The sequence below is a fragment of the Micromonospora sp. NPDC049049 genome, from assembly GCF_040649115.1.
In the GTDB taxonomy this organism is placed as follows: Bacteria; Actinomycetota; Actinomycetes; order Mycobacteriales; family Micromonosporaceae; genus Micromonospora.
Genome location: NZ_JBEZEX010000004.1, coordinates 267280 through 286993, shown reverse-complemented (window position 1 = coordinate 286993; position 19714 = coordinate 267280). Strand labels below are relative to the sequence as shown.

The following is a 19714-nucleotide window of genomic DNA, read 5'->3' as shown; positions in this document are numbered from 1 at the left end:
GAGACAGGCACGTGCCGGCCGCGAGACCTGCGAAGGCCCCACGAAGCCGGGTGTGGATCGCCGCTACCTCTTCACGGGCACGGCGTTACGACGCCGACTCATAGGTCGACGAGAATGTCATAAAAGAGAAAGAGACAACTCGGGTGGACGGAATTCACGCGGGAGCGGAGCGCCCAACAATATTCGTGTCGCCTCGGCACGGCAGAATGCCGCCAAGTCAGCGGTCACAGCTTCACACCCCCGTGTGCTGCTACTCATCGATATGCCGCTGTAGGTTGCAGCACGCTCGATCGGCTGTCAAGCCAGAGTGGCGGCAACCTTCCTCATTTGCGCTACGACCTGGGGAGACTACTTTCCGTTAAGACTTCGACCATTTGTAGCCTTAAGTCCGTTTGCTCCCTGCTCCGACCCGCCCCGAATGTCCATCATGGACGTTCCCGGACTTCTCGAACCGGGCCGAGCTTCCGCGCTTGGCAGGCGGCCCACGGTCGTGCATGATGGGCCGCGACCGTGGCGGATGGATCACTCACCGCGCACAGTGGACCCTCTGCGAATGTGGCGATCACCACAGACTGATCAATTCATTGCGGTCATTCTTATTCTTCTCGGGGGAGGATCACACAAACGTGTCCCAGTTAACCAAAGAGTCCACACCACGGACGTCTTCTCGGCGTCGGTCGCTGGCATTGACCGCCGCAGCGCTCATCGGCGCCGCCGGCCTCGTGGCACCGCTGCCGGCGTCTCCCGCGCAGGCGGCCACCGACGCCTTCAGCTGCACAGGGGCCGCGGCGTTCTTCAACTCGACAACGGCCGGCACGCTCTCCCGCCGCCAGTACAGCACCCCGGGCAAGGACGGCGGCACCTGGACGGCCGCTTCCACCGTCGGCCCCGGCGGTTGGCAGACGTTCGGCCGCCTGCTGGGTGGGCCGGACGGCCGGGTCTACGGCATCAACTCGACCGGACTCAACCGCTACCGATGGACGGGCAGCGACTGGGAACCCGTCGACGGCAAGCAGAACTGGATCATCAGTTCGAGCTTCACGAACTACGCGACAGCCAGCTACCGCAACAAGATCACTGTGGATCAGATCGGCGACTTCTACGCCGTCGACGCCCAGGGCAAACTGCGCTGGTACCGGTTCGACGAGCCGACGCGGAAATGGACCATCGACGCACGTGTCATCGACTCCGGCTGGGACCGGTACAACCTGATCGTGGCCGGTGCCCCCGGCGTCCTCTACGGCCGCACGTCCGACGGCAAGCTCTACCGACACCGGTTCGACCCGGCGAGTCAGCGGTGGCTCCTGCGGGACCGTCAGGTCGGTTCGAGCGACTGGCAGGGGTTCACCAAGGGGCTCTTCTCCGCCGGCGGAGACACGCTCTTCGGCATTCAGGCCGACGGTGATCTGTTCCAGTACCGCTTCCGCGAGGACAACCTGTCCTGGGCACTGACCGCGGACCAGATCGGCAACGGGTGGGCCGGCTTCCCGAACGTCTTCACCACCACCAACACCTGCCGGCAGGGGGCGATCACCAGCCCCGCGCTGCCCGCCACCCCGGTGCAGCAGAACGCCCCGTTGGCGGTCGTGCAGGCCCCGCCCGCCGGCACCGCGCTCGGCAGCCTGGAGATCGCCTACACCGACAACATCGGTCAACTGCGACACGGACGCGCGAACCCGGACTCGCTGTATTCGATCCAGTGGTCACCGGCGCCCGGCACCGAGGCGTACACGGGTAAGCCGTCGCTGGTCTCGGACGCCCAGAACCGGGTCACCATCGTTGCCCACGAGACCACCAGCAACGTGGGCTCGTTGACTCAGAAGACGCCGGCCATGCCGGACTGGAACCCGTGGCTCGCCCTCGGTGGGGCGATGCGCTCGGAGCCGACCGCCGTCCGGCTCTCCGACGACACCCGCGTGGTCTTCGCCTTGGACGCCGAGGGCGCACTGTGGCACCGGCGGCAGGACGGCACGGCCGGCGATCTGTTTCCGTGGACGCCGCTCGGTGGCACCGGCCTGACCGGGACGCCGGTCGCCGTGCCGGGCGCTGACGGCACCGCCACACTTCTGGTGGCCAACGCTGCCGGCACCCTGCAGGCCGCCACGTACAAGGGTGGCGCGCTGACCTCCGCCTGGACGGGGCTGGGTGGCACGGGCTTCGTGGACACGCCGAGCGTGGTGACACTGCCTGGCCGTCGCCTGATGGTGTTCGCCCGCCACACCGACGGAGTGGTCAAGAGCCAGTTGCAGAACATCGACGGCACCTGGCCCGGCACCTGGACCGCGGTGGGAGCCAGCGGGATCACGCCGGTCGGCTCCCCGTCCGCCGTCCTGAGCCCCAACACCGGCCGCGTCTCGGTGTTCACCCGGACGACCGACGACACCATCCAGCACAGCCGACAGACCGCCGCAGGCTCCACCGCCTGGGGCGACTGGGCCACGGCGACGGTACCGGACGAGACCTATCCGACCGACCCGACGGCATTCGTCTTCCAGAACTCCAACGGCATCCGACTCGGTTTCGTGAGCCGGACCGCCAACGGTTCGGTTCGGCTCTACGACACCGACGAGTCGGCTGCGTCGATCGCCACCCGGGCCGCCCCGGCGGCGGGCATCTCGTTCACGAGGCAGGAGATCCCGCAGCCGCGCGACAACTGACCAGGATGGGGCCGGCGGCCGTCGGGGCGACACGCTCCGACGGCCGCCTCGGCCTGACTGCTGCCCTCCTTGAAGGCGGCCGCGATGCCACTTCGGCACGTCGGGGCCTTTGCGGGCGACGGCCTCAGCGGAGCCGGGTCAGCGCGGTCACCGAGCGGTCCGTGCCGTCGTAACTGCGGGCGGCGTCGAAGTCGCCCGTCGGGCGCTGCCCACCGGCCACGGCACGCGCCAACCGCAGGTCGGCGTCGCGGAACCGCAGGGCCAGGCTCAGGTGCGGTACCCACGCGTCGGGCGAGTGCCACGGGCGGTGTCCGTCGGCATCGGCGAGAACGTCCCAGACGGCGGCGTGCAGCGCGGTCAGCGCCGGCGTGGGTCGGACGAGCCAGACCAGTGGCGCGCTGCCGTCCAGGACGACGACCCGGTCGAGTGTCACCGGAACCGGCAGCGCGGCGTCGAACAGTTCGGCGAGGCGGTGCTCGACCCCCGGCGGGAACTCGTCGACGGCGGCGAGGGTGAGGTGCGGCCGGTTGGTGGGGTGGATGTTGCGGGCCAGGCTGGGTAGCCCGGCGGCGGCCAGGCGGCCCCAGACCGCCCGGACCGCGACCTCCAGGCCGGGCGAGCAGACCAGCTCCACAGTACGCACGCGCCCACGCTAGCCGGCGACCCTCCTGCTCGGCGGACGCCAACCGAAGTCAGAGCCAGCCGTTGTCCCGGGCGGTGCGGACGGCCTCGGCCCGGTCGGCGGCGCCGAGCTTCTGCACGGCGGCGGAGAGGTGGTTGCGCACGGTGCCAGTGGACAGGTGCACCCGACGGGCGATCACCGCGACCGGGGCGCCGACCTCCACCAGCCGCAGCGTCTCCAGTTCCCGAGGGGTCAGCGGGCACGGGGGCAGGGTCAACGCGTCGGCGGCCAGCGTCGGGTCGACGTAGCGCCCTCCGGCGTGCACCCGGCGGATCACGTCGGCGAGCGCCCCACCCGGCGAGCCCTTGGGCAGGAACCCACGGGCGCCGGCGGTCAGCGCCTGGCGCAGGTGCCCGGGACGACCGTGCCCGGTCAGCACGACCACCGCGCACTCGGGTCGGACCCGGGTCAGCTCGGCGGCTACCGCGATGCCGTCCAGGCCCGGCATCTCCAGGTCCACCACTGCCACGTCCGGACGGTGCGCCAGCGCCGCGGTGACGGCTGTCTTCCCGTCGGCGGCGTGTGCCACCACCTCGATGTCCGGTTCCAGGGCGAGCAGCGCGGCGACGGCGACCCGGATCAGATCCTCGTCGTCGGCGAGCAGGACGCGGATCACGACGGCGCCGGCACTGTGGCTTCGAGGGTGAAGATCGCGTCCTCCCGGCGTACCCGCAACTCGCCCCCGGCGGCGGCGAGCCGGTCGGCCAGCCCGCGCAGGCCGTGGCTGTGCGCGTCCGGGCCGCGGTCGTCGGCGCCGTCGTTGGCCACCGTCATCCTGGCCACGTCATCCTCCCGATCGATGCGGATCCGGCACCAGTCAGCCCGGCTGTGCCGCAGCACGTTGGTGCTCGCCTCGCGCAGCACCGCCGCCAGCTCGATCGCGGCGGGCTGCGGCAGGTCCGCCGGCAGTGGCAGAACCGTGCACCGCACCCCGCAGGAGCGCAGCACCCCCACCACCGCGGCGAGCTGTTCGTCGAGGTCGACGGCCCGATAGCCGTGCACGGTCTCGCGTACCTCGCCCAGCGCGGAGGCGGCCAACCGTTGCACCTCGGCGGCCTCCCGCCCGGCCCGTTCCGGGTCGACCGGTGCGAGCCGGGCGGCGAGTTCGGCCTTCAACGCGATCACCGTGAGGTGGTGCCCCAGGACGTCGTGCACGTCGCGGGCGAAGCGCAGCCGTTCCTCGGCGGCGGCGAGCCGGGCCTGGGCGGCCTGGCCCTGCCGGGCCTCCACGAGCAGGTCCCAGAACCAGACCTGGAACCCGTTGACGGCGGCGACCGCCGCGCCGATTGCGCCGGTCACGGCGAGGTGACGCGCAACGGAACCACCGGTCCACCAGGCCACCGCGACCGACACCGCCAGGACGCCGACCGCGACCGCCAGCGCGGCCCGCCACCGCACCAGCAGCGGCGTCATGCCGATCAGCGCCGCGCCGAGCCAGGCCCAGGTCGGCCACCTGCCGGCCGCCACCGGGCCCACCAGCGGAACGGTCAGCACCGCCACCCCGATCAGGCTCAGCTCGGCCCGACGCCGCCAGCGCGGGTCGAGCCACGGCGTCACGGCCGCGTACAGGACGACGGTCTGGGCGATCACGAAGGCGAGGATGCCGACCGCGCCGAGCGTCACCCGGACCCGGTCGGGCTCGCGGGTCAGGCCGACCGCCGGAAACAGGACGCTCGCCCACACGCCGGTGGCCAGCGACACCAGCGTCGCCCGTCGAGCGCGACGCAGCCGCCGGTCCGCCCGGGTAGTCACCGCCTCGCTCGCCACGCACCGATCCTAGGACCGCCCGGCGCATGGTCCACCCATGCGAACTGTCACGGTCGGGCCGTGCGGCCCGCACGGTTTTTCCGTGACGAACGGGTCTGCCGGCCACACCGGGGGCACCGGCAGGGTCGAGACATGGAAAACACCAGGATGTACGCGGACGACCTCACCGCCGTACCGTCGCCCGCGCCCCTGCCCACCGACGAGCCGACCCCCTCGACCGCGACGCCGAGTGCGGCGGCACCGACCGCCGCGGCACCGACCGCCGCGGCAGCGACCAGCAGCACGCGGCGGCTGCTGTGGCACCTGGGCGAGATGGCGCTGGCGATGATCGCCGGGATGCTGCTGCTCGGGCCGTTGTGGGAGCTGCCCGGCGCCGCCCTGGGAGTCTCCGATGCGCTGGCCCGGCCGGACGTCGCCGCACTGGTGATGGCCACGAACATGACCGTCGGAATGACGGTGTGGATGCGCTACCGGGCGCACCACTGGCGTGGGGTCGCCGAGATGGCCGCTGCGATGTACGTGCCGTTCCTGCTGCTGCTCGTGCCGTGGTGGGCGGGCCTGCTGGATGCCGACGCCCTGATGCTCGGCGGTCACCTGCTGATGGTGCCGGCCATGGTGCTGGTGGCGGTGCGTCATCGGCACGAGGCGCCGGTGCCGATCCGCCGGCATCCGGCCGTGGTGGCGCTCGCCCGCCACTGGCCGAGCGGGCTGGCGCTGCTGCTGACGGTGGACATGTGGGTCGATCCGACCGTGCTCAGCCCGTGGACGATGCTGGTGCTGCCCGGTGGCTACCTGGTGATCGGCATGGCCCGCCGCACGCTGGGCGGGCGGGGCGTGCTCGCCACCCAACTCGCCGGTCTGGCCATCTGGGTCGCCCTGACGCTGGTCGCGGTGCTGGCCGGTGGGCGGACCGCCGCCTGGCTGGTGGCGCTCGGGTGGTTGGCGCACGCCGGCTGGGACATCGTGCACCACCGCAACCGCCGGGTGGTGCCGCGCGCCTACGCCGAGCTCTGCGTGGTGCTCGACGTGGCCCTCGCCGCGGTGATGGTGCTGGCCATCCTGACCACCGACGCCTGACCGGGGACGCCACCGGGATCATGGAACGGCGGCGGCACGGGCTCGGGACAGCTCTTGTGGCGGTCGCCGCAACGGCCCGGACGGCGTGATGAAAGGCTTGGCACATGAGTTCCGCACCTGCACAGCACGACGCACCGATCGACACCACCCCGGACGGCACCGACGAGGTGAGCGCCTTCACCGAGCTCGGGCTCCGCGCCGAGTTGCTCGGCGCCCTCTCCGCCCTCGGATACGAGGAGCCGACTCCCATCCAGCGGGAGGCTATCCCACCGCTGCTGGAGGGTCGGGACCTGCTGGGGCAGGCGGCCACCGGCACCGGCAAGACGGCCGCGTTCGCGCTGCCGCTGCTGAACCTCATGACGGCGCACCGCCAGGGCGGCGACCCGGTGGCGCTGGTGCTGGTGCCGACCCGGGAGCTGGCGGTACAGGTCTCCGAGGCGTTCCACCGCTACGGCAAGGACCTGGGCGCGCGGGTGCTGCCGATCTACGGTGGGCAGCCGATCGGGCGGCAGTTGCGGGCACTGGACAGCGGTGTCGACGTGGTGGTGGCCACCCCGGGGCGGGCCCTCGACCACATCGCCCGGGGCACCCTGCGCCTCGGCGGGTTGGCCACGGTGGTGCTCGACGAGGCCGACGAGATGCTCGACATGGGCTTCGCCGAGGACATCGAGGCGATCCTGGAGCACGCTCCGGCGCAGCGTCAGACGGTGCTCTTCTCGGCCACCATGCCCTCGCGCATCGACGGGATGGCCCGCCAGCACCTGCGCGAACCGGTGCGGATCGAGATCGGCCGGGAGCAGACGGTCGCGGGTGAGGCGCCCCGGGTGCGGCAGAGCGCGTACATCGTGACCCGGGCGCACAAGCCGGCCGCGCTGGGTCGGGTGTTGGACGTGGAGTCCCCGACGGCGGCGATCGTGTTCTGCCGCAGCCGGGAAGAGGTCGACCGGTTGACCGAGACGATGAACGGTCGGGGCTACCGCTCCGAGGCGCTGCACGGTGGCATGAGCCAGGAGCAGCGCGACCGGGTCATGGGCCGGCTGCGGGCGGGCACCGCCGACCTGCTGGTGGCCACCGACGTGGCGGCGCGGGGGCTGGACGTCGAGCAGTTGACCCACGTGGTCAACTACGACGTGCCGTCCGCGCCGGAGTCGTACGTCCACCGGATCGGTCGGGTGGGTCGGGCCGGCCGCGAGGGCGTGGCGATCACCCTCGCCGAGCCGCGTGAGCACCGGATGCTCAAGACCATCGAGAGGGTGACCGGCCAGCGGATCACCATCGACAAGATCCCCACCGTGGCCGACATGCGTACCCGGCGGCTGGAACTGACCCAGGCGGCCCTGCGGGAGAGCCTGCTGGAGGACGACCTCGACCCGTTCCGGGTGATCGTGGAGACGCTCACCGACGAGTTCGACCTGATGGAGGTCGCCCTCGCCGCCGTGAAGCTGGCCCACGAGGTGACGTCGCCGGGCTCCGACGACGAGGAGGAGATCCCGCAGGCTCCGGTCCGCGGGTCGCGCGAGGGCCGACCGGACGCCGGCGGCCGGGGCGGCGACCGGCGGGGCGGGGGCCGGCCCCGCTCCGGCGGCGGCAACACCGTGCAGGTCTTCGTCGGCCTGGGTCGACGTGCCGGGGTGCGCCCGCAGGATCTGGTCGGCGCGATCACCGGGGAGACCGGCATCCGCGGCCGGGACATCGGCTCGATCGAGATCGCCGACCGGTTCTCACTGGTGGAGGTGCCGCAGGGGGTGGCCGACGAGGTCATCTCCGGCTTGCGCTCCAGCACGATCAAGGGCCGCAGGGCCACCGTGCGCCGCGACCGCGGCGGCGACGAGCGCTGAGAACGCGGTCGGCGACCGCCGGAGTACGACGGCCGCCGACGACCCGGCCTGGCGAGGCGGCGGGAAAAACATGGGCACCCGCCGCCCGCCGGTCTAGCCGATGTTTCCGTTGACGACGTTGTTGGCGCCGGCCAGCGACGCGCCACCGGAGCGGTGGTCGTACGCCCGCATCACGTTGTTGGTGACGATCCAGTTGTTGCTGGTGCCGACCGTCACGATCGGTCGGTCCTGGCGGCGGGGCGTCGCGTCGTCGTAGAACTGGTTGCCGATCACCTGGCACAGGTCGGCGTCGCGGCCGAGGATCCCGTTCGCGCCGTTGTCGTGGATGTCGAGCCCCATGATCCGGGTACGTCCGGATGAGGAGACCTCGATGCCGTTGGTGGCGTTGCGCCACAGCCGGCCGCCGATGAACTGGGTCCCCCAGACCTGCCGAAGGTCGGCGCCGCTGCCAGTGCCACTCGTGCCGTTCGATTCCAGGTAGACGTTCTGGAAGATGTTCCGGTGGGCGGGTTCGCGCAGTTCCACTCCGTTGCCCCGGCAACCCCAGACATGCAGGTTGTCGAAGAAGCAGGCGCTGTCCAGCAGCCGTATCCCGGTCTGGCACTCACCGACCCAGACGTTGAGGAACTCGTTGTCGTACGCGACCTTGTTCACCAGGATGCCGACGCCGAGGCAGTCCTCGATGTTGATATCGGTGATCTTGTTGGCGTGGGCGCTGGTGTCCGCGTCCTTGCCGAGGAACTCGATCGCGTGGCTGCCCGAGTTGCCGAAGTGCAGGTGGTGGAAGGTCGACCGGGGGCCGCGGACGGTCAACAGCACGTTGGAGGTCTGCATGCCGTAGAAGTGCACGTTGGAGATCTGGTTGTACTTACCGCTCGAGACCAGACGGCCGGTGTAGCCCGGGGCCGGCTGGATGATCGCGGCGCCGATGTTCTCGCCGGTCCAGGTCACACTCGTCGGAAAGCGGACCTCCGATCCGAGACCGAGCGCGCCCACCGGTTGGAAGATCTCCCCGCCACCCGCCGGCAGCAGGTTCAGCGCCGTGGTGACCTTGTCCGACTCGTCACTGCCGTCGAGCCGGCAGCCGACCCGGGGGTCCCGGAGGCTGAGCGGGGCCTCCCGCACGGTCGTGACGGGCGGCGATCCCGCCTGTTCGGCACCGGCGAGGGTGGCCACCGTGGTCGCCACCGCGGCGCCCGCGCCGCCGGCGAAGAGCACCCGCCGTCCCAACCGTCGGCTCGGTGGATCTGACCGTTGTGGCGCTGCCGGCGGCACCGCACCAGGTGCGCTCACGATCGGTTCCATGCCTCTCCCCCGTTGAGTGCCACCTCGAGCGGCGGGCAGACTCTACTGTGCATTGTCGCGTGCTCGCCGACGCGGATCAGAGGGCGTACGGGCCGAAACGGCCCCAGGCCACCACTGCGGCGAGGACGAGCAGCACCGCGCAGGTGACCGCGCCCTGGATCTCGGTGCGACGCCCCTGCTGGGTGGTCTGCTGCTTGCCGGCGCGCAGGTGCACCAGGAGGCCGCCGATCATGACGATGACCAGCCCGACGGCGGCGAGCGGGGTGAGCACTGTGGCGATGCCGGTGGCAGCGGGCAGCACGAGCCCGACGGCGGCCAGCAGCTCGACCGCGCCGAGCGACTTGACCTGTGACGGTGGGACGGGGTCCACCCACCGCATCACCTCGCGCAACTTCTCCTTGGGCTGGCTCAGCTTGGCCAGCCCGGCACCGGCGAAGACGGCGGCGAGCAGGAACTGAATGATCCAGAGCACCACGTTCACGGGGGGTTCCTCCAGGGGCCGCCTCGCGGCGGAGAGGTGGTTGACGGTGCAGACGAGACAGTAGACCTCCCCGCGTACCGAAAGGGCCCCCGCCGTCGCAAGACGGCGGGGGCCCGGATGGTCGGAGCGTCAGACCGCGAAGAGCGCCGGCCCGTCAAGCGTCTTCACGTCGGCCGGGCGCAGCGCCAGGGCGAGCACGTCGGCCACGTCGGCCAGGGTGTGCACGGTCAGCGCCTCGCGCACCTCGGTCGGCAGGTCGTCCAGGTCGGGCTCGTTGCGCGCCGGGATGATCACCTCGGTGAGGCCGGCCCGGTGCGCGGCGAGCAGCTTCTGCTTCACCCCACCGATCGGCAGCACCCGACCGGAGAGCGTCACCTCACCGGTCATCCCGAACTCGGGACGGACCGGGCGGCCGGTGACCAGCGACGCCAGGGCCGTGACCATGGTGATGCCGGCGCTCGGACCGTCCTTGGGCACCGCGCCCGCCGGGAAGTGGACGTGGATCCGGCGTCCCGCGAGAGCGTTCGGGTCGATGCCGAACCGCCGCCCGTTGGAGCGTAGGTAGGAGAGCGCGATCTGCGCCGACTCCTTCATCACGTCACCGAGCTGGCCGGTCAGGGTCAGCCCCGGCTCGCCCTCCATGCTGGTCGCCTCGATGAAGAGCACGTCCCCGCCGGCGCCGGTGACGGCGAGGCCGGTTGCCACGCCGGGCACCGCGGTGCGCTCGGCCGACTCCGGGGTGAACTTCGGCCGCCCCAGGTAGCGGGTGAGGTTGTCGGTGTCGACGCGTACCGGCGACGGGTCGGTCGCCAGCGTCACCGCCACCTTGCGCAGGATCTTGGCGAGGCCACGTTCGAGCTGCCGGACCCCGGCCTCTCGGGTGTACTCCCCCGCGATCAGCGCCAACGCCTCGTCGGCGATCTCCACCTCGTCGGCGGTCAGCCCGGCCCGCTCCCGCTGCCGGGGCAGCAGGTGGTCACGGGCGATGGAGACCTTCTCGTCCTCGGTGTACCCGTCCAGGGTGACCAGCTCCATCCGGTCCAGCAGGGGGCCGGGGATGGACTCCACCACGTTGGCGGTGGCCAGGAAGAGCACGTCGGACAGGTCGAGGTCGACCTCCAGGTAGTGGTCCCGGAAGGTGTGGTTCTGGGCCGGGTCGAGCACCTCCAGCAGGGCGGCGGCCGGGTCACCGGCGTAGCCGGCGGCCAGCTTGTCCACCTCGTCGAGGAGCACGACGGGGTTCATCGAACCGGCCTCGCGCAGCGCGCGGACGATCCGACCGGGCAGCGCCCCCACGTAGGTGCGCCGGTGCCCGCGGATCTCCGCCTCGTCGCGGACGCCACCGAGCGAGACCCGGACGAAGTTGCGCCCGAGCGCCCGCGCCACGGACTCGCCGAGGCTGGTCTTACCCACTCCGGGAGGACCGGCGAGGGCGAGCACCGCGCCGGAGCCGCGACCGCCCACCACACCGAGGTTGCGCTCGGCGCGCCGGTTGCGCACGGCCAGGTACTCCAGGATGCGGTCCTTGACGTCGGCCAGGCCGGCGTGGTCGGCGTCGAGCACCGCGCGGGCCGCGGTCAGGTCGGTGTTGTCGTCGGTACGCGTGCCCCAGGGCATCTCGAGCACGGTGTCCAGCCAGGTACGGATCCAGCCCGCCTCCGGGGAGGCGTCGCTGGCCCGCTCCAGCTTGCCGACCTCGCGCATGGCCGCCTCGCGGACCTTCTCCGGCAGCTCGGCGGACTCGACGCGGGACCGGTAGTCGGCGGAGCCGTCCGGCTCGTCCTCGCCCAGCTCCTTGCGGATCGCGGCGAGCTGCTGGCGCAGCAGGAACTCGCGCTGGGACTTCTCCAGCCCCTCGCGGACGTCACTGTTGATCTGCTCGGTGACCTCCTGCTCGGCCAGGTAGTCCTTCACCCAGCCGACCAGCAGCTCCAGCCGGGCGGTGACGTCCGGCGCGGCGAGCAGCTCGGTCTTCTGCTCCAGCGTCAGCCAGGGCGCGTAACCGGCCGAGTCGGCCAGCTCGGAGAGGTCGGTCATCCGCTCCACCGCGTCGATGACCTGCCAGGCGCCCCGCTGCTGGAGCACGGAGGTCACCAGGGCGCGGTACTCACGGGCGAGTTCGCGGGCCCGACCGGCGTGGGCGGGTTCGTCGAGTTCGGTCGCCTCGACCCAGAGGGCGGCGCCGGGGCCGGGCACGCCGGAGCCGATCCGGGCCCGGGACAGGCCACGGATGACGGCGGCGGGCTCGCCCTCAGGCAGGCGGCCGACCTTCTCGATGGTGGCGACCACGCCCACCGGGCCGTACTCGCCGTCGATGCGCGGCACGGCCAGCAGCTTGCGGTCGCCGGTCGCCCGCGCCGCGTCGATCGCGGCCTGGGTGGTGGGGTCGAGGGTCACCGGGATGACCATGCCGGGCAGCAGCACGGCGTCGGTCAGGGGCAGTACCGGAAGAGTTGCCATCGAACACCTCGCGTTAGTTGAGCGTGTCTCACTCAAGTAACAAAGCGTTCCCCTTGTTCCGGCCTGTGACCCAGGCCACTTTCGCGCCCGGTCCGTCGGGTCGCCCGGGACCGGTGGGCGACCCGACGGGCACCTCAGGTGAGCTTGCTCTTCACCGTGTTCACCACCGAGCCGGCCACTCCCGGGTTGGTGCCGTACAGACGAGGGTCACCCGGGGCCAGCACCGGTTCCGGCGCGTTCGCCCGCGGGTTGTCGTCGTACCGAAACTCGCCCTTGCCGTCCGGCGAGGGCCCGGACGCCCAGCGCCCCTGGGCGGCGTCGGTGCCCGAGGAGAAACCCAGGTAGGTGTAGCCGTACTCCTCGGTGAACTCGCCCGAGTCCGGAAACGCCTCTGGCACCGGCATCTCCTCCAGGCCGTCCTCCTTGAGCTGCTCGATCGCCGCCAGCCACATGTTCTGGTGCATCGTGTCGCGGGCCAGCAGGAAGCGCAGCATCTGCTTGACGCCCGGGTCGTCGGTCATGTGGAACAACCGGGCGACCTGGAGCCGACCCTGCGCCTCGGCGGTGACGTTGAGCTGGAAGTCGGCCAGCAGGTTGCCGCTGGCGGTGACGAACGAGCCGTTCCAGGGCACCCCGTTGGAGTCGGCGGGCAGGGCGCCACCTCCGCCGTGGATGAAGTGCGCCGGATTCTCACCGGCGTAGGTCGCGGCGCCTCCGGGATCCTCCGCGATCCCCTCGGTCAGTGACAGCGGCGCGTTGTCCAACAGCCGGGTGATCATCGTGACGATCATCTCGACGTGGCCCATCTCCTCCGTGCCGACGTCGAGCAGCAGGTCCTTGTACTTGCCGGGCAGTCGGCAGTTCCAACCCTGGAAGAGATATTGGTTGGCGACCGTCATCTCGCCCCACTTGCCGCCCAGCACCTCCTGCAACCGCCGGGCGAACGCCGCATCCGGGCCGTCCGGCTTGGCTTCGAACTGCAGATCCTTGACGTGGCTGAACATCCAACCTCCTCGGTACCGAAAAATAGGTAGCGAGGCCGTTCCCGCCCCGATGACCCGAGCGGGCCAACCGGTGTCCCGGCCGGGTCAGCGCACCGGGCGGGCCATCGGCAGCAGCACCTCCAACGCCACTCCACGCGGCCGTAGCCGGTGCGCCCGCAACGCTCCCCCGTCCGTCGCGACGAGCTGCCGCGCGATCCACAGGCCCAGACCGGACATCCCGACGGCCGGCGCCGGACGCCGCAGCGCGACCAGCAGCGCATCGTCGACCCGACCCTCGTCGGTGACCAGGATGCTCAGGCTCGGGCCGCGCACCGTGGCGTAGAGCCCGACCTGTCCGTCCGGCGGCCCGTGCCGTAGCGCGTTCTGCACCAGGTTGACCAGTACCTGTCGGGTTCGTCCGGACGGCACCGGGCAGGAGGCCGCCTCCCGGGTGGCTCGCACCCGCCGACGGGCGAGCGGCACCAACGCGGCGGCCTCCCGCAGGATGCCCGCCAGCGCGACGGCCGGATCCGGCTGCGGAGTCGGCGTCAGCACACCGGTGCCGGCGGTCGCGTCACGCAGCAGGCTCTGAAGGTGGGCGGCCTGGTCGCGGGCCAGCGCACTGAGTGCCCGCCGGTCGTCCCCGGTCAGCTCCCGACGCTCGTCGGCCAACGCGCGGGTCAGCGAGGTCAGGGTGCTGATCGGCGTCCGGAACTCGTGACACAGCACCCGCAGCAGCAGCTCGGAATCGGCCGCCGTCGGTCGCTTCTCGCCCGGTGTCGGCTCAATGGGGCGCAACCCTCGCAGCAGGTCCCGCAAACCGTGCCGTACGCGCATCCACCCGAGTCCTCTCGTTCGGTGCGAACCCGCATGATCGGTACCCGCTGGGGAACGGCGCAGACATGCCGGGAGCCTCCACCTTGCGACTCGTCGTCGTGGACGATCACCCCCTGTTCGTCCGCGGCCTGGAGTTGCTGCTCCCGATCACCACCAACGGACGCGTCGAGGTGGCCGCCTCGACCGGCGACGCCGCCGCGGCGGCGGCCCTGGTCAGCAGCTGCCGCCCCGACCTGGCCCTGGTCGACCTGCACATGCCGCCGCCCGGCGGCATCCGGGCGGTGGCCGCGATCCGGCGGACCACCCCACGGGTACGGGTGGTCGCGATGTCCGGCTCCGCCGACCCCGGGCCAGCGGTGGAGGCGCTGCGGGCCGGTGCCGAGGGGTTCCTGCCCAAGACCAGCGAACCGGAGGAGCTGCTGCCCCCGCTGCTGGCGATCCTCGACGGCTGGGCGGTACTGCCGGCTGAACTGCTGCGCGCCATGCTGCTGGGGCCCACCCGCTCCGCGCCCGTCGACCTGGACGGCGAGGAACGGCGGCTGCTGCGGGCGATCGCCGCCGGCCGCAACACCGTCGACATCGCCGAAGAACTGCACGTCTCCGAACGGACGGTGAAACGGATGACCGCCGCGCTGCTGCGCAAGTTGCGGGTCTCGAACCGGGCCGAGGCGGCTGCCATCGCCGGTCACAGCGGCATCCTCGGGGAATGAAGCCTCGCCACCGAACCGATTCATGGTTTTGCTCGGTAACGGAATCGCGACGCGCCGAATGAATGGAAGGCATATTGTTGCGGATTACCGGGGTGATAGGTCAGACTTTGGACACATCCCGCCGCACACAGGGAGTAATCGGCAATGGCGAGAAAAGTAATCACGGTCCTGACCGACGACCTCGACGGTGGGAAGGCCGACCGGACGGTTGAGTTCAGTCTCGACGGCGTGGCCTACACGATCGACGTCTCCGACGAGAATGCCGGCGTCCTGCGCAAGGCGCTCGATCCGTACATCAATGCGGGTCGGCGGATCGGGCGCGGCCCGGTGGAGAGCGCCCGTTCGGTCCGGCGGCCGGGGCGACCCGCCGGCGCGGGAATGGATCGGGAGCAGAACCGGGCCATCCGGGAATGGGCCGTCAAGAACGGCTACAAGATTTCCGAGCGCGGCCGGATCCCGGTTGAGGTCGTCGAGGCGTACAAGAGCCGCTGACGCGACTCGACGGGGCCCCGCCGGAAACGGCGGGGCCCCGTCGTTTGTCCGGGCAACCGAAGCGGCGGCCAGCCACCCCGGGTCGTCGCCCCGGGTGGCCGGCCGCCGCCGGTACGTCAGGTCAGTTGACGTCGATGCGCACCGAGTCGAAGGCGGGGGTCTGGTTGGCCCGCTCCATCATCGGCAGGCGGTGCGAGCCGTCACCGGCCCAGACGGAGCACTGGGCGGTACCGGACTCCGGCAGGCCCGGAATCTGGATCGTCACCTCGTCGGGCTGGGCGCCGCCGCGGCCGTCCTCGGTCGCGACGAAGAACGCGGGCACCTCCTGCGGCTCCGGCGGAGCGGTCAGGCTGTCCAGCATCCGGCACGCGGTGTGGAAGTGACCGCGGACCAGGCCCTGGTCGTTGAGGAGCGAGCTCTCCACGTAGTAACCACCCTGACCGGCGGCCAGGAAGCGGTCCCGGACCAGGTTGCGGGTGCTGACCCGCAGGGTGAAGGGCTGGTTCTGGCCGACCTGGTCGGGGAACTGGGTGATCAGCAGCGACGGGTTGTTGGCCGCCGCGCCGACCTCACCGAATTCGGTGCTCACGCAGCGGTTGCCGTTCTGGAAACCGTTGTGCGGCTCGAGCCGGCTCTCGTCGCAGTCGTTGGCGAGCACGCCGAGCCCGGCGCCGGGCTCGGTGCCACCGCCGTTGTTCCCGCCACCGTTGTTCCCGCCACCGTTGTTGCCACCGCCGGGGGTGGTGGTGGGAGTGGTGCCGCCGCCGTTGTTGCCGCCCGTTCCGCCGGTGGGCTGCACCTGGCACTCGGCGAGCTGCGCGAGGCCCTGCGGCCGGGGTCCGGCCCGGTCGATGGCGGTCGTGATCCGGTCCAGCACGGCGCGGCGCTTGCCGGCCAACGGCTGGAGGATCGCGTTGCGGATGAACGCCTCACCCTTGTTGCCCTCGGCGGCGAGCCGGCGGTCCGCCTCGGCGATCTGGGTCTGCAACTGGGCGAGGTTGCGGTCCACCTCGGCCCGAGCCCGGTCTGGCACCTGCGGCAGCTTGCTCGCCACGTCCGGACAGGCGATGGCCGTGCCGGTGCCCACGGTGCCGTCCTTGCCGTCCTCGCACTCGGGGACCGACTGCTGTCCGTCACCCCAGTGATTACGCACCCACCGACCGTTCTGCCAAGTTCGGCTGGTCGAGCCGCCACCGGTCGGCGCGGTCGCGCCCGGGCTCGGCTCCACGCACTGCCCGGAAGCCGGACGCGGCTTATTTGTCCGCCGGTCCTGGGCCGACGAAATCTGAGTCACGGCGACAACTCCGCCGAAGACCGCGAGCGTGCCGACAACTGCCAGCAGACGCTTGCTCCGCGCGTTGCCGGAAGGCCGGCGCGCCCGAGTGGACCTGCGCATCGAATTGCTCTCCTTCTCGATCCGGTAGTGGATTTCTGCCCTCGGCGGACCGACGGATGTGAGGTGGCACGCCGCGGTGGCGACCCACCGTGACCTACCCGGTAATGCGTCGATGGCCGACGATGCCCTTTCCGCACCGTCTCCCGCGCCCGGTGGACGCGGATGGGGAGATCCTGTTCATTCGCGCAGGAGTACGGGGCGGCGGCCGGGAAGGTTCAACAGACGCACAGGAAATTGCCGCGACCCGACACGGAGCCGGTGCGGAGCAGGGATCAGCAGGTGAAACGGGCGCTGGTCAGTCGGCGCAGAGGTGGTCGAAGGCGAACCCGCCGACCAGTTCGTGGCGGCGCTGGCTCAGCGCGGCGATCTGCGCGGTCCACTCGGCGCGCGACAGCAGGTCGGCGACGGCGTTCTCGCGCAGTCGTTCCCCCACGGCGACGGCGGCGAGATCCTCGGCCAGCCGGGCCGCGTCGATGCCGCAGGAGAAACGGTGTTCGGTCACCGAGACCTGCTCGATGAGGCACGCGTCGGGGCGTACCTGCACCCAACTCCACCCCTGTGCCGGCCCGTTTACCCAGCGGACGTGCAGTCCTCGCACGATCGGGTCGGCCACCTGCCCGGCCACGTACGCCTCGACCGCTGCCACACGGGTCAGCGCGCCGAGGTCGTTCACCGGCCCGGTACGCCCGTCCGGCAGCCGGCCCAGGATGTCCCGGAAGCCCACCGGCGCCGGTTCGGTCCCGGCGGCGGTGGCCCCGCCCTCGGCGTACGCGCGCGCGTCGATCACGTACTCGACCAGGCGGCGGCCATGCTCGGCGGCGCTCAACGTGGGCGACCCGATCCGCAGAGTGGGCAGGCCGGCGGCCGCGCCCACCGCGTCCGTGAGGCGCTCCACGCGCTGCTGCGCCGAGCCGGGAGGCGGAACGGGGCCGATCTGTACGGCGACGACCGGACGGCCGGTGTCGGCGGCGTAGACCACGAAGTCGAAGCTGGCGCGGCTCGCCGAGGTCCACTGACTGCCGGTGACGCCGGGCGGGCGGCCCTGGAGCAGGTCAGTGAGCCGGCGTGCCGCCAGGACCCGATGGCCGGCGCGGCTGAGCAGCGCGTCGCGCCCCGCCTCGGCGGGCATCGCCCGCAGCCAACCGCGGTCGTCGCTCCCGATGCTCGTCATCTGCCTGATCCATCCGCCGGTCGGTCGAGCCGGGCCGAGTCTAGGTGGTCGATCATGGGCCATCGACTTCTCCTGTGACGTGTATCACAGCAGCGTTGACGTTCCAGGGGTGGCCGCCGGGTGTATCCAGCGACCGCCGGTACCGGACCGGCCCGGAGGTGAGCATGTCGCGACAGCAGTTCGGCTTCCTCGCCGGGTTCCTCGCCGTGGCGGTCTGGGCGCTCGCCGGCGTCGGCGTGGCCGCCCTCGCCGTGCTCGCCGGTCTGCTCGGCTGGCTGGTCGTCCGGGTGCTCGACGGCGACCTCGCGATGACCGGTCTCGGCGATCGCCGCGCCGACACTCGGCGGCGGCGATGACCACCCGCCCGTCCGCGGGGACGAACCCCAGCACCGGACTGGCCGCCGGGACGGCCGGTCCGGAACGCCGCCCTGGCGACACGGCGGACGTCGCGCGGATCGCGGTGCAGGCGGCCAGCCTCGTGCCGGGCGTGTCCGTCGTCCGCCCGGCGGCGGTCCGTCTGGATGACCGGTCCGTCGGACTCGACCTGCACCTGATCACCTGGTACGGGCACAGTGTGCCGACTATCGCCGAGACGGTCCGGGCGGTGGTCACCGACCGGGTGGCCGCCCAGACCGGGCTCCGCGTGGCGGTGGTGACGGTCACCGTTGACGACCTGCTCGTCCCCGGCGTCGACTCCTCCGGCGTCGGCACCGCCACTCCGGAGGACGGCTGAGATGCGCACCGCCAACCGGGTCGCCTCGTTGCTGCTGGCCACCGTGCTGCTTCTCGGTGGCGCGGCGGCGGCCGTCCAGGCGTTGCTGCTCACCCTGCACCGACCGACACCGCTCGACACCAGCGGCTGGCTCGACGCGCTGAGCGGCACCCGGTGGCGCGACCCCACCGTCCGGGCCGTGGCCGGCGGGGCTCTCCTGCTGGGCCTGGCCATCCTCGTCGCCCAACTGCGCCGCTGGACACCGGCCCGCCTGCGCGCCGACGAGCACGACGGCTGGTACCTGCACCGGCGCTGCGTGGAACGGCGGCTCGCTGACGCCGCCAGCGCGGTGCCGGGCGTCCGCCGTGCCCGCGTTCGGGTCCGACGGCGCGGCGGTCAGTGGCGCCCCCGGGTCCGCGCGACCGGCGACCCGGCGGCCCGGGCGGAGATCGAGTTCGCTGTGCACCAGGAGTTGCGTCACCTCACCGCACCGCGCCCGGCCCGGATCGACGTCCGGCTGCTGCCCCGGCGACGGCCGGCGTGACCAACGCCGGGCACCGGCTGCTGTGGACCATCATCGCGCTGCTGCTGGTCGCGGGCGGCGCGGCGGCACTGACGGCCAGCCTCGGCACGTTGCCCGGCACCGACCCGGCGGCGGCGCTGCTCAGCGCCGAGCTGGTCGAGCGGTTGCGGAGGGCCGCGCCGTGGAGCGGCCTGGCCGCGGCCGCCGCCGCAGCCCTGCTCGCACTGGCCGGGCAGCGCCTGCTGACCCGGGAGCTGCGGGGCCCGGATGGCACGTTGCGCGGCACCCTGAGCCACCCCGGACGCCGGCCGGGCCGGACCCGGCTGGCCACCGACGTCCTCGCCGACGCGCTGGTACGCGACCTGACCGGCAACCCCGGCGTACGCCGGGCCCGGGTGGTGCTCACCGGCGAACCACCGCACCCCGACGTGTGGATCCGGGTGGACCTCACCGCCGACGCGCCGACCGCCGGCGTACGCGAACACGTTCGCGCGGCGGTCCGCCGATTCGCGGCAACGACCGACTGCCAGCCCGCGCACCTCGACGTGACCGCCCGCATCGAGCCCGGCCACCCCTGACCCGACGTCGGCACGAGGGGGCATGATCGGTGTCGGCGGCGAACG

General features: G+C 71.9%; 19 protein-coding genes. 9 read left to right on the top strand and 10 right to left on the bottom strand.

Going from position 1 to position 19714, the window contains the following annotated elements; genetic code table 11:
* The first annotated feature begins 686 nt into the window (after positions 1–686).
* Entirely contained in the window at positions 687–2657 is a 1971-nt protein-coding gene (locus tag AB0B68_RS07260; protein ID WP_357197777.1) for a tachylectin-related carbohydrate-binding protein, read from the top strand.
* A gap of 124 nt (positions 2658–2781) precedes the next feature.
* On the opposite strand, the gene AB0B68_RS07255 is transcribed toward AB0B68_RS07260, so the two are convergent.
* Genes AB0B68_RS07255 through AB0B68_RS07245 form a run of 3 tightly spaced genes read right to left on the bottom strand, consistent with a single transcriptional unit; the run spans position 2782 to position 5106 of the window.
* Positions 2782–3300: a 2'-5' RNA ligase family protein gene (locus tag AB0B68_RS07255; protein ID WP_357207775.1), complete on the bottom strand. Its 519-nt coding sequence runs from the start codon at positions 3298–3300 to the stop codon at positions 2782–2784.
* 49 nt (positions 3301–3349) lie between these two features.
* Entirely contained in the window at positions 3350–3955 is a 606-nt protein-coding gene (locus tag AB0B68_RS07250; protein WP_355009838.1) for a response regulator transcription factor, read from the bottom strand.
* Positions 3952–5106, bottom strand: coding sequence for a histidine kinase (locus AB0B68_RS07245; RefSeq protein WP_357207767.1), 1155 nt, complete (start codon positions 5104–5106; stop codon positions 3952–3954). The genes AB0B68_RS07250 and AB0B68_RS07245 overlap by 4 nt, the downstream gene beginning before the upstream one ends.
* 132 nt (positions 5107–5238) lie before the next feature.
* On the opposite strand from AB0B68_RS07245, the gene AB0B68_RS07240 reads away from it, so the two are divergent.
* Positions 5239–6183 carry a hypothetical protein gene (locus AB0B68_RS07240; protein WP_357258270.1) on the top strand — a complete coding sequence of 315 codons (945 nt, stop codon included), beginning with the start codon at positions 5239–5241 and terminating at the stop codon, positions 6181–6183.
* Between the two features lie 104 nt (positions 6184–6287).
* The gene (locus AB0B68_RS07235; protein ID WP_357258268.1) at positions 6288–8021 is read left to right on the top strand and encodes a DEAD/DEAH box helicase; all 1734 of its coding nucleotides are present in this window, start codon (positions 6288–6290) and stop codon (positions 8019–8021) included.
* A 93-nt stretch (positions 8022–8114) separates the two neighbouring features.
* Here AB0B68_RS07235 and AB0B68_RS07230 read toward each other — a convergent pair whose 3' ends face one another.
* The 5 genes from AB0B68_RS07230 to AB0B68_RS07210 form a co-directional block, all read right to left on the bottom strand.
* A complete protein-coding gene (locus AB0B68_RS07230; protein ID WP_357258266.1) occupies positions 8115–9314 on the bottom strand; it encodes a right-handed parallel beta-helix repeat-containing protein in 1200 nt (399 codons plus the stop codon).
* Positions 9315–9402: 88 nt separating this feature from the next.
* On the bottom strand, positions 9403–9807 hold the full coding sequence (locus AB0B68_RS07225; RefSeq protein ID WP_357208219.1) for a DoxX family protein: 405 nt from the start codon (positions 9805–9807) through the stop codon (positions 9403–9405).
* 129 nt (positions 9808–9936) lie between these two features.
* Positions 9937–12267: an endopeptidase La gene (gene lon / locus AB0B68_RS07220; RefSeq protein ID WP_355009832.1), complete on the bottom strand. Its 2331-nt coding sequence runs from the start codon at positions 12265–12267 to the stop codon at positions 9937–9939.
* A 134-nt stretch (positions 12268–12401) separates the two neighbouring features.
* Positions 12402–13271: a manganese catalase family protein gene (locus AB0B68_RS07215; protein ID WP_357208524.1), complete on the bottom strand. Its 870-nt coding sequence runs from the start codon at positions 13269–13271 to the stop codon at positions 12402–12404.
* 84 nt (positions 13272–13355) lie between these two features.
* A complete protein-coding gene (locus tag AB0B68_RS07210) occupies positions 13356–14087 on the bottom strand; it encodes a HAMP domain-containing sensor histidine kinase (protein WP_357258264.1) in 732 nt (243 codons plus the stop codon).
* Between the two features lie 98 nt (positions 14088–14185).
* On the opposite strand from AB0B68_RS07210, the gene AB0B68_RS07205 reads away from it, so the two are divergent.
* The gene (locus AB0B68_RS07205) at positions 14186–14797 is read left to right on the top strand and encodes a response regulator transcription factor (RefSeq protein WP_357258262.1); all 612 of its coding nucleotides are present in this window, start codon (positions 14186–14188) and stop codon (positions 14795–14797) included.
* 144 nt (positions 14798–14941) lie between these two features.
* On the top strand, positions 14942–15289 hold the full coding sequence (locus tag AB0B68_RS07200; protein ID WP_088989485.1) for an Lsr2 family protein: 348 nt from the start codon (positions 14942–14944) through the stop codon (positions 15287–15289).
* 121 nt (positions 15290–15410) lie between these two features.
* Here AB0B68_RS07200 and AB0B68_RS07195 read toward each other — a convergent pair whose 3' ends face one another.
* On the bottom strand, positions 15411–16685 hold the full coding sequence (locus tag AB0B68_RS07195) for a hypothetical protein (RefSeq protein ID WP_357258259.1): 1275 nt from the start codon (positions 16683–16685) through the stop codon (positions 15411–15413).
* A gap of 295 nt (positions 16686–16980) precedes the next feature.
* Positions 16981–17856 (bottom strand): hypothetical protein, encoded by an 876-nt coding sequence (locus AB0B68_RS07190; RefSeq protein ID WP_357206036.1) that lies wholly within the window; start codon positions 17854–17856, stop codon positions 16981–16983.
* 164 nt (positions 17857–18020) lie between these two features.
* Here AB0B68_RS07190 and AB0B68_RS07185 point away from each other — a divergent pair, with 164 nt between their 5' ends.
* The 4 genes from AB0B68_RS07185 to AB0B68_RS07170 are packed head-to-tail and all read left to right on the top strand — an operon-like array spanning position 18021 to position 19669.
* Positions 18021–18212 carry a hypothetical protein gene (locus AB0B68_RS07185; RefSeq protein ID WP_357206039.1) on the top strand — a complete coding sequence of 64 codons (192 nt, stop codon included), beginning with the start codon at positions 18021–18023 and terminating at the stop codon, positions 18210–18212.
* Positions 18209–18589: an Asp23/Gls24 family envelope stress response protein gene (locus tag AB0B68_RS07180; protein ID WP_357206042.1), complete on the top strand. Its 381-nt coding sequence runs from the start codon at positions 18209–18211 to the stop codon at positions 18587–18589. Before AB0B68_RS07185 ends, AB0B68_RS07180 begins: the two co-directional genes overlap by 4 nt.
* A 1-nt stretch (position 18590) precedes the next feature.
* Complete coding sequence (locus tag AB0B68_RS07175) at positions 18591–19112, top strand: DUF6286 domain-containing protein (RefSeq protein ID WP_357258257.1); 522 nt, start codon at positions 18591–18593, stop codon at positions 19110–19112.
* Positions 19109–19669, top strand: coding sequence for a hypothetical protein (locus AB0B68_RS07170; RefSeq protein WP_357258255.1), 561 nt, complete (start codon positions 19109–19111; stop codon positions 19667–19669). The genes AB0B68_RS07175 and AB0B68_RS07170 overlap by 4 nt, the downstream gene beginning before the upstream one ends.
* Positions 19670–19714: the final 45 nt, after the last annotated feature.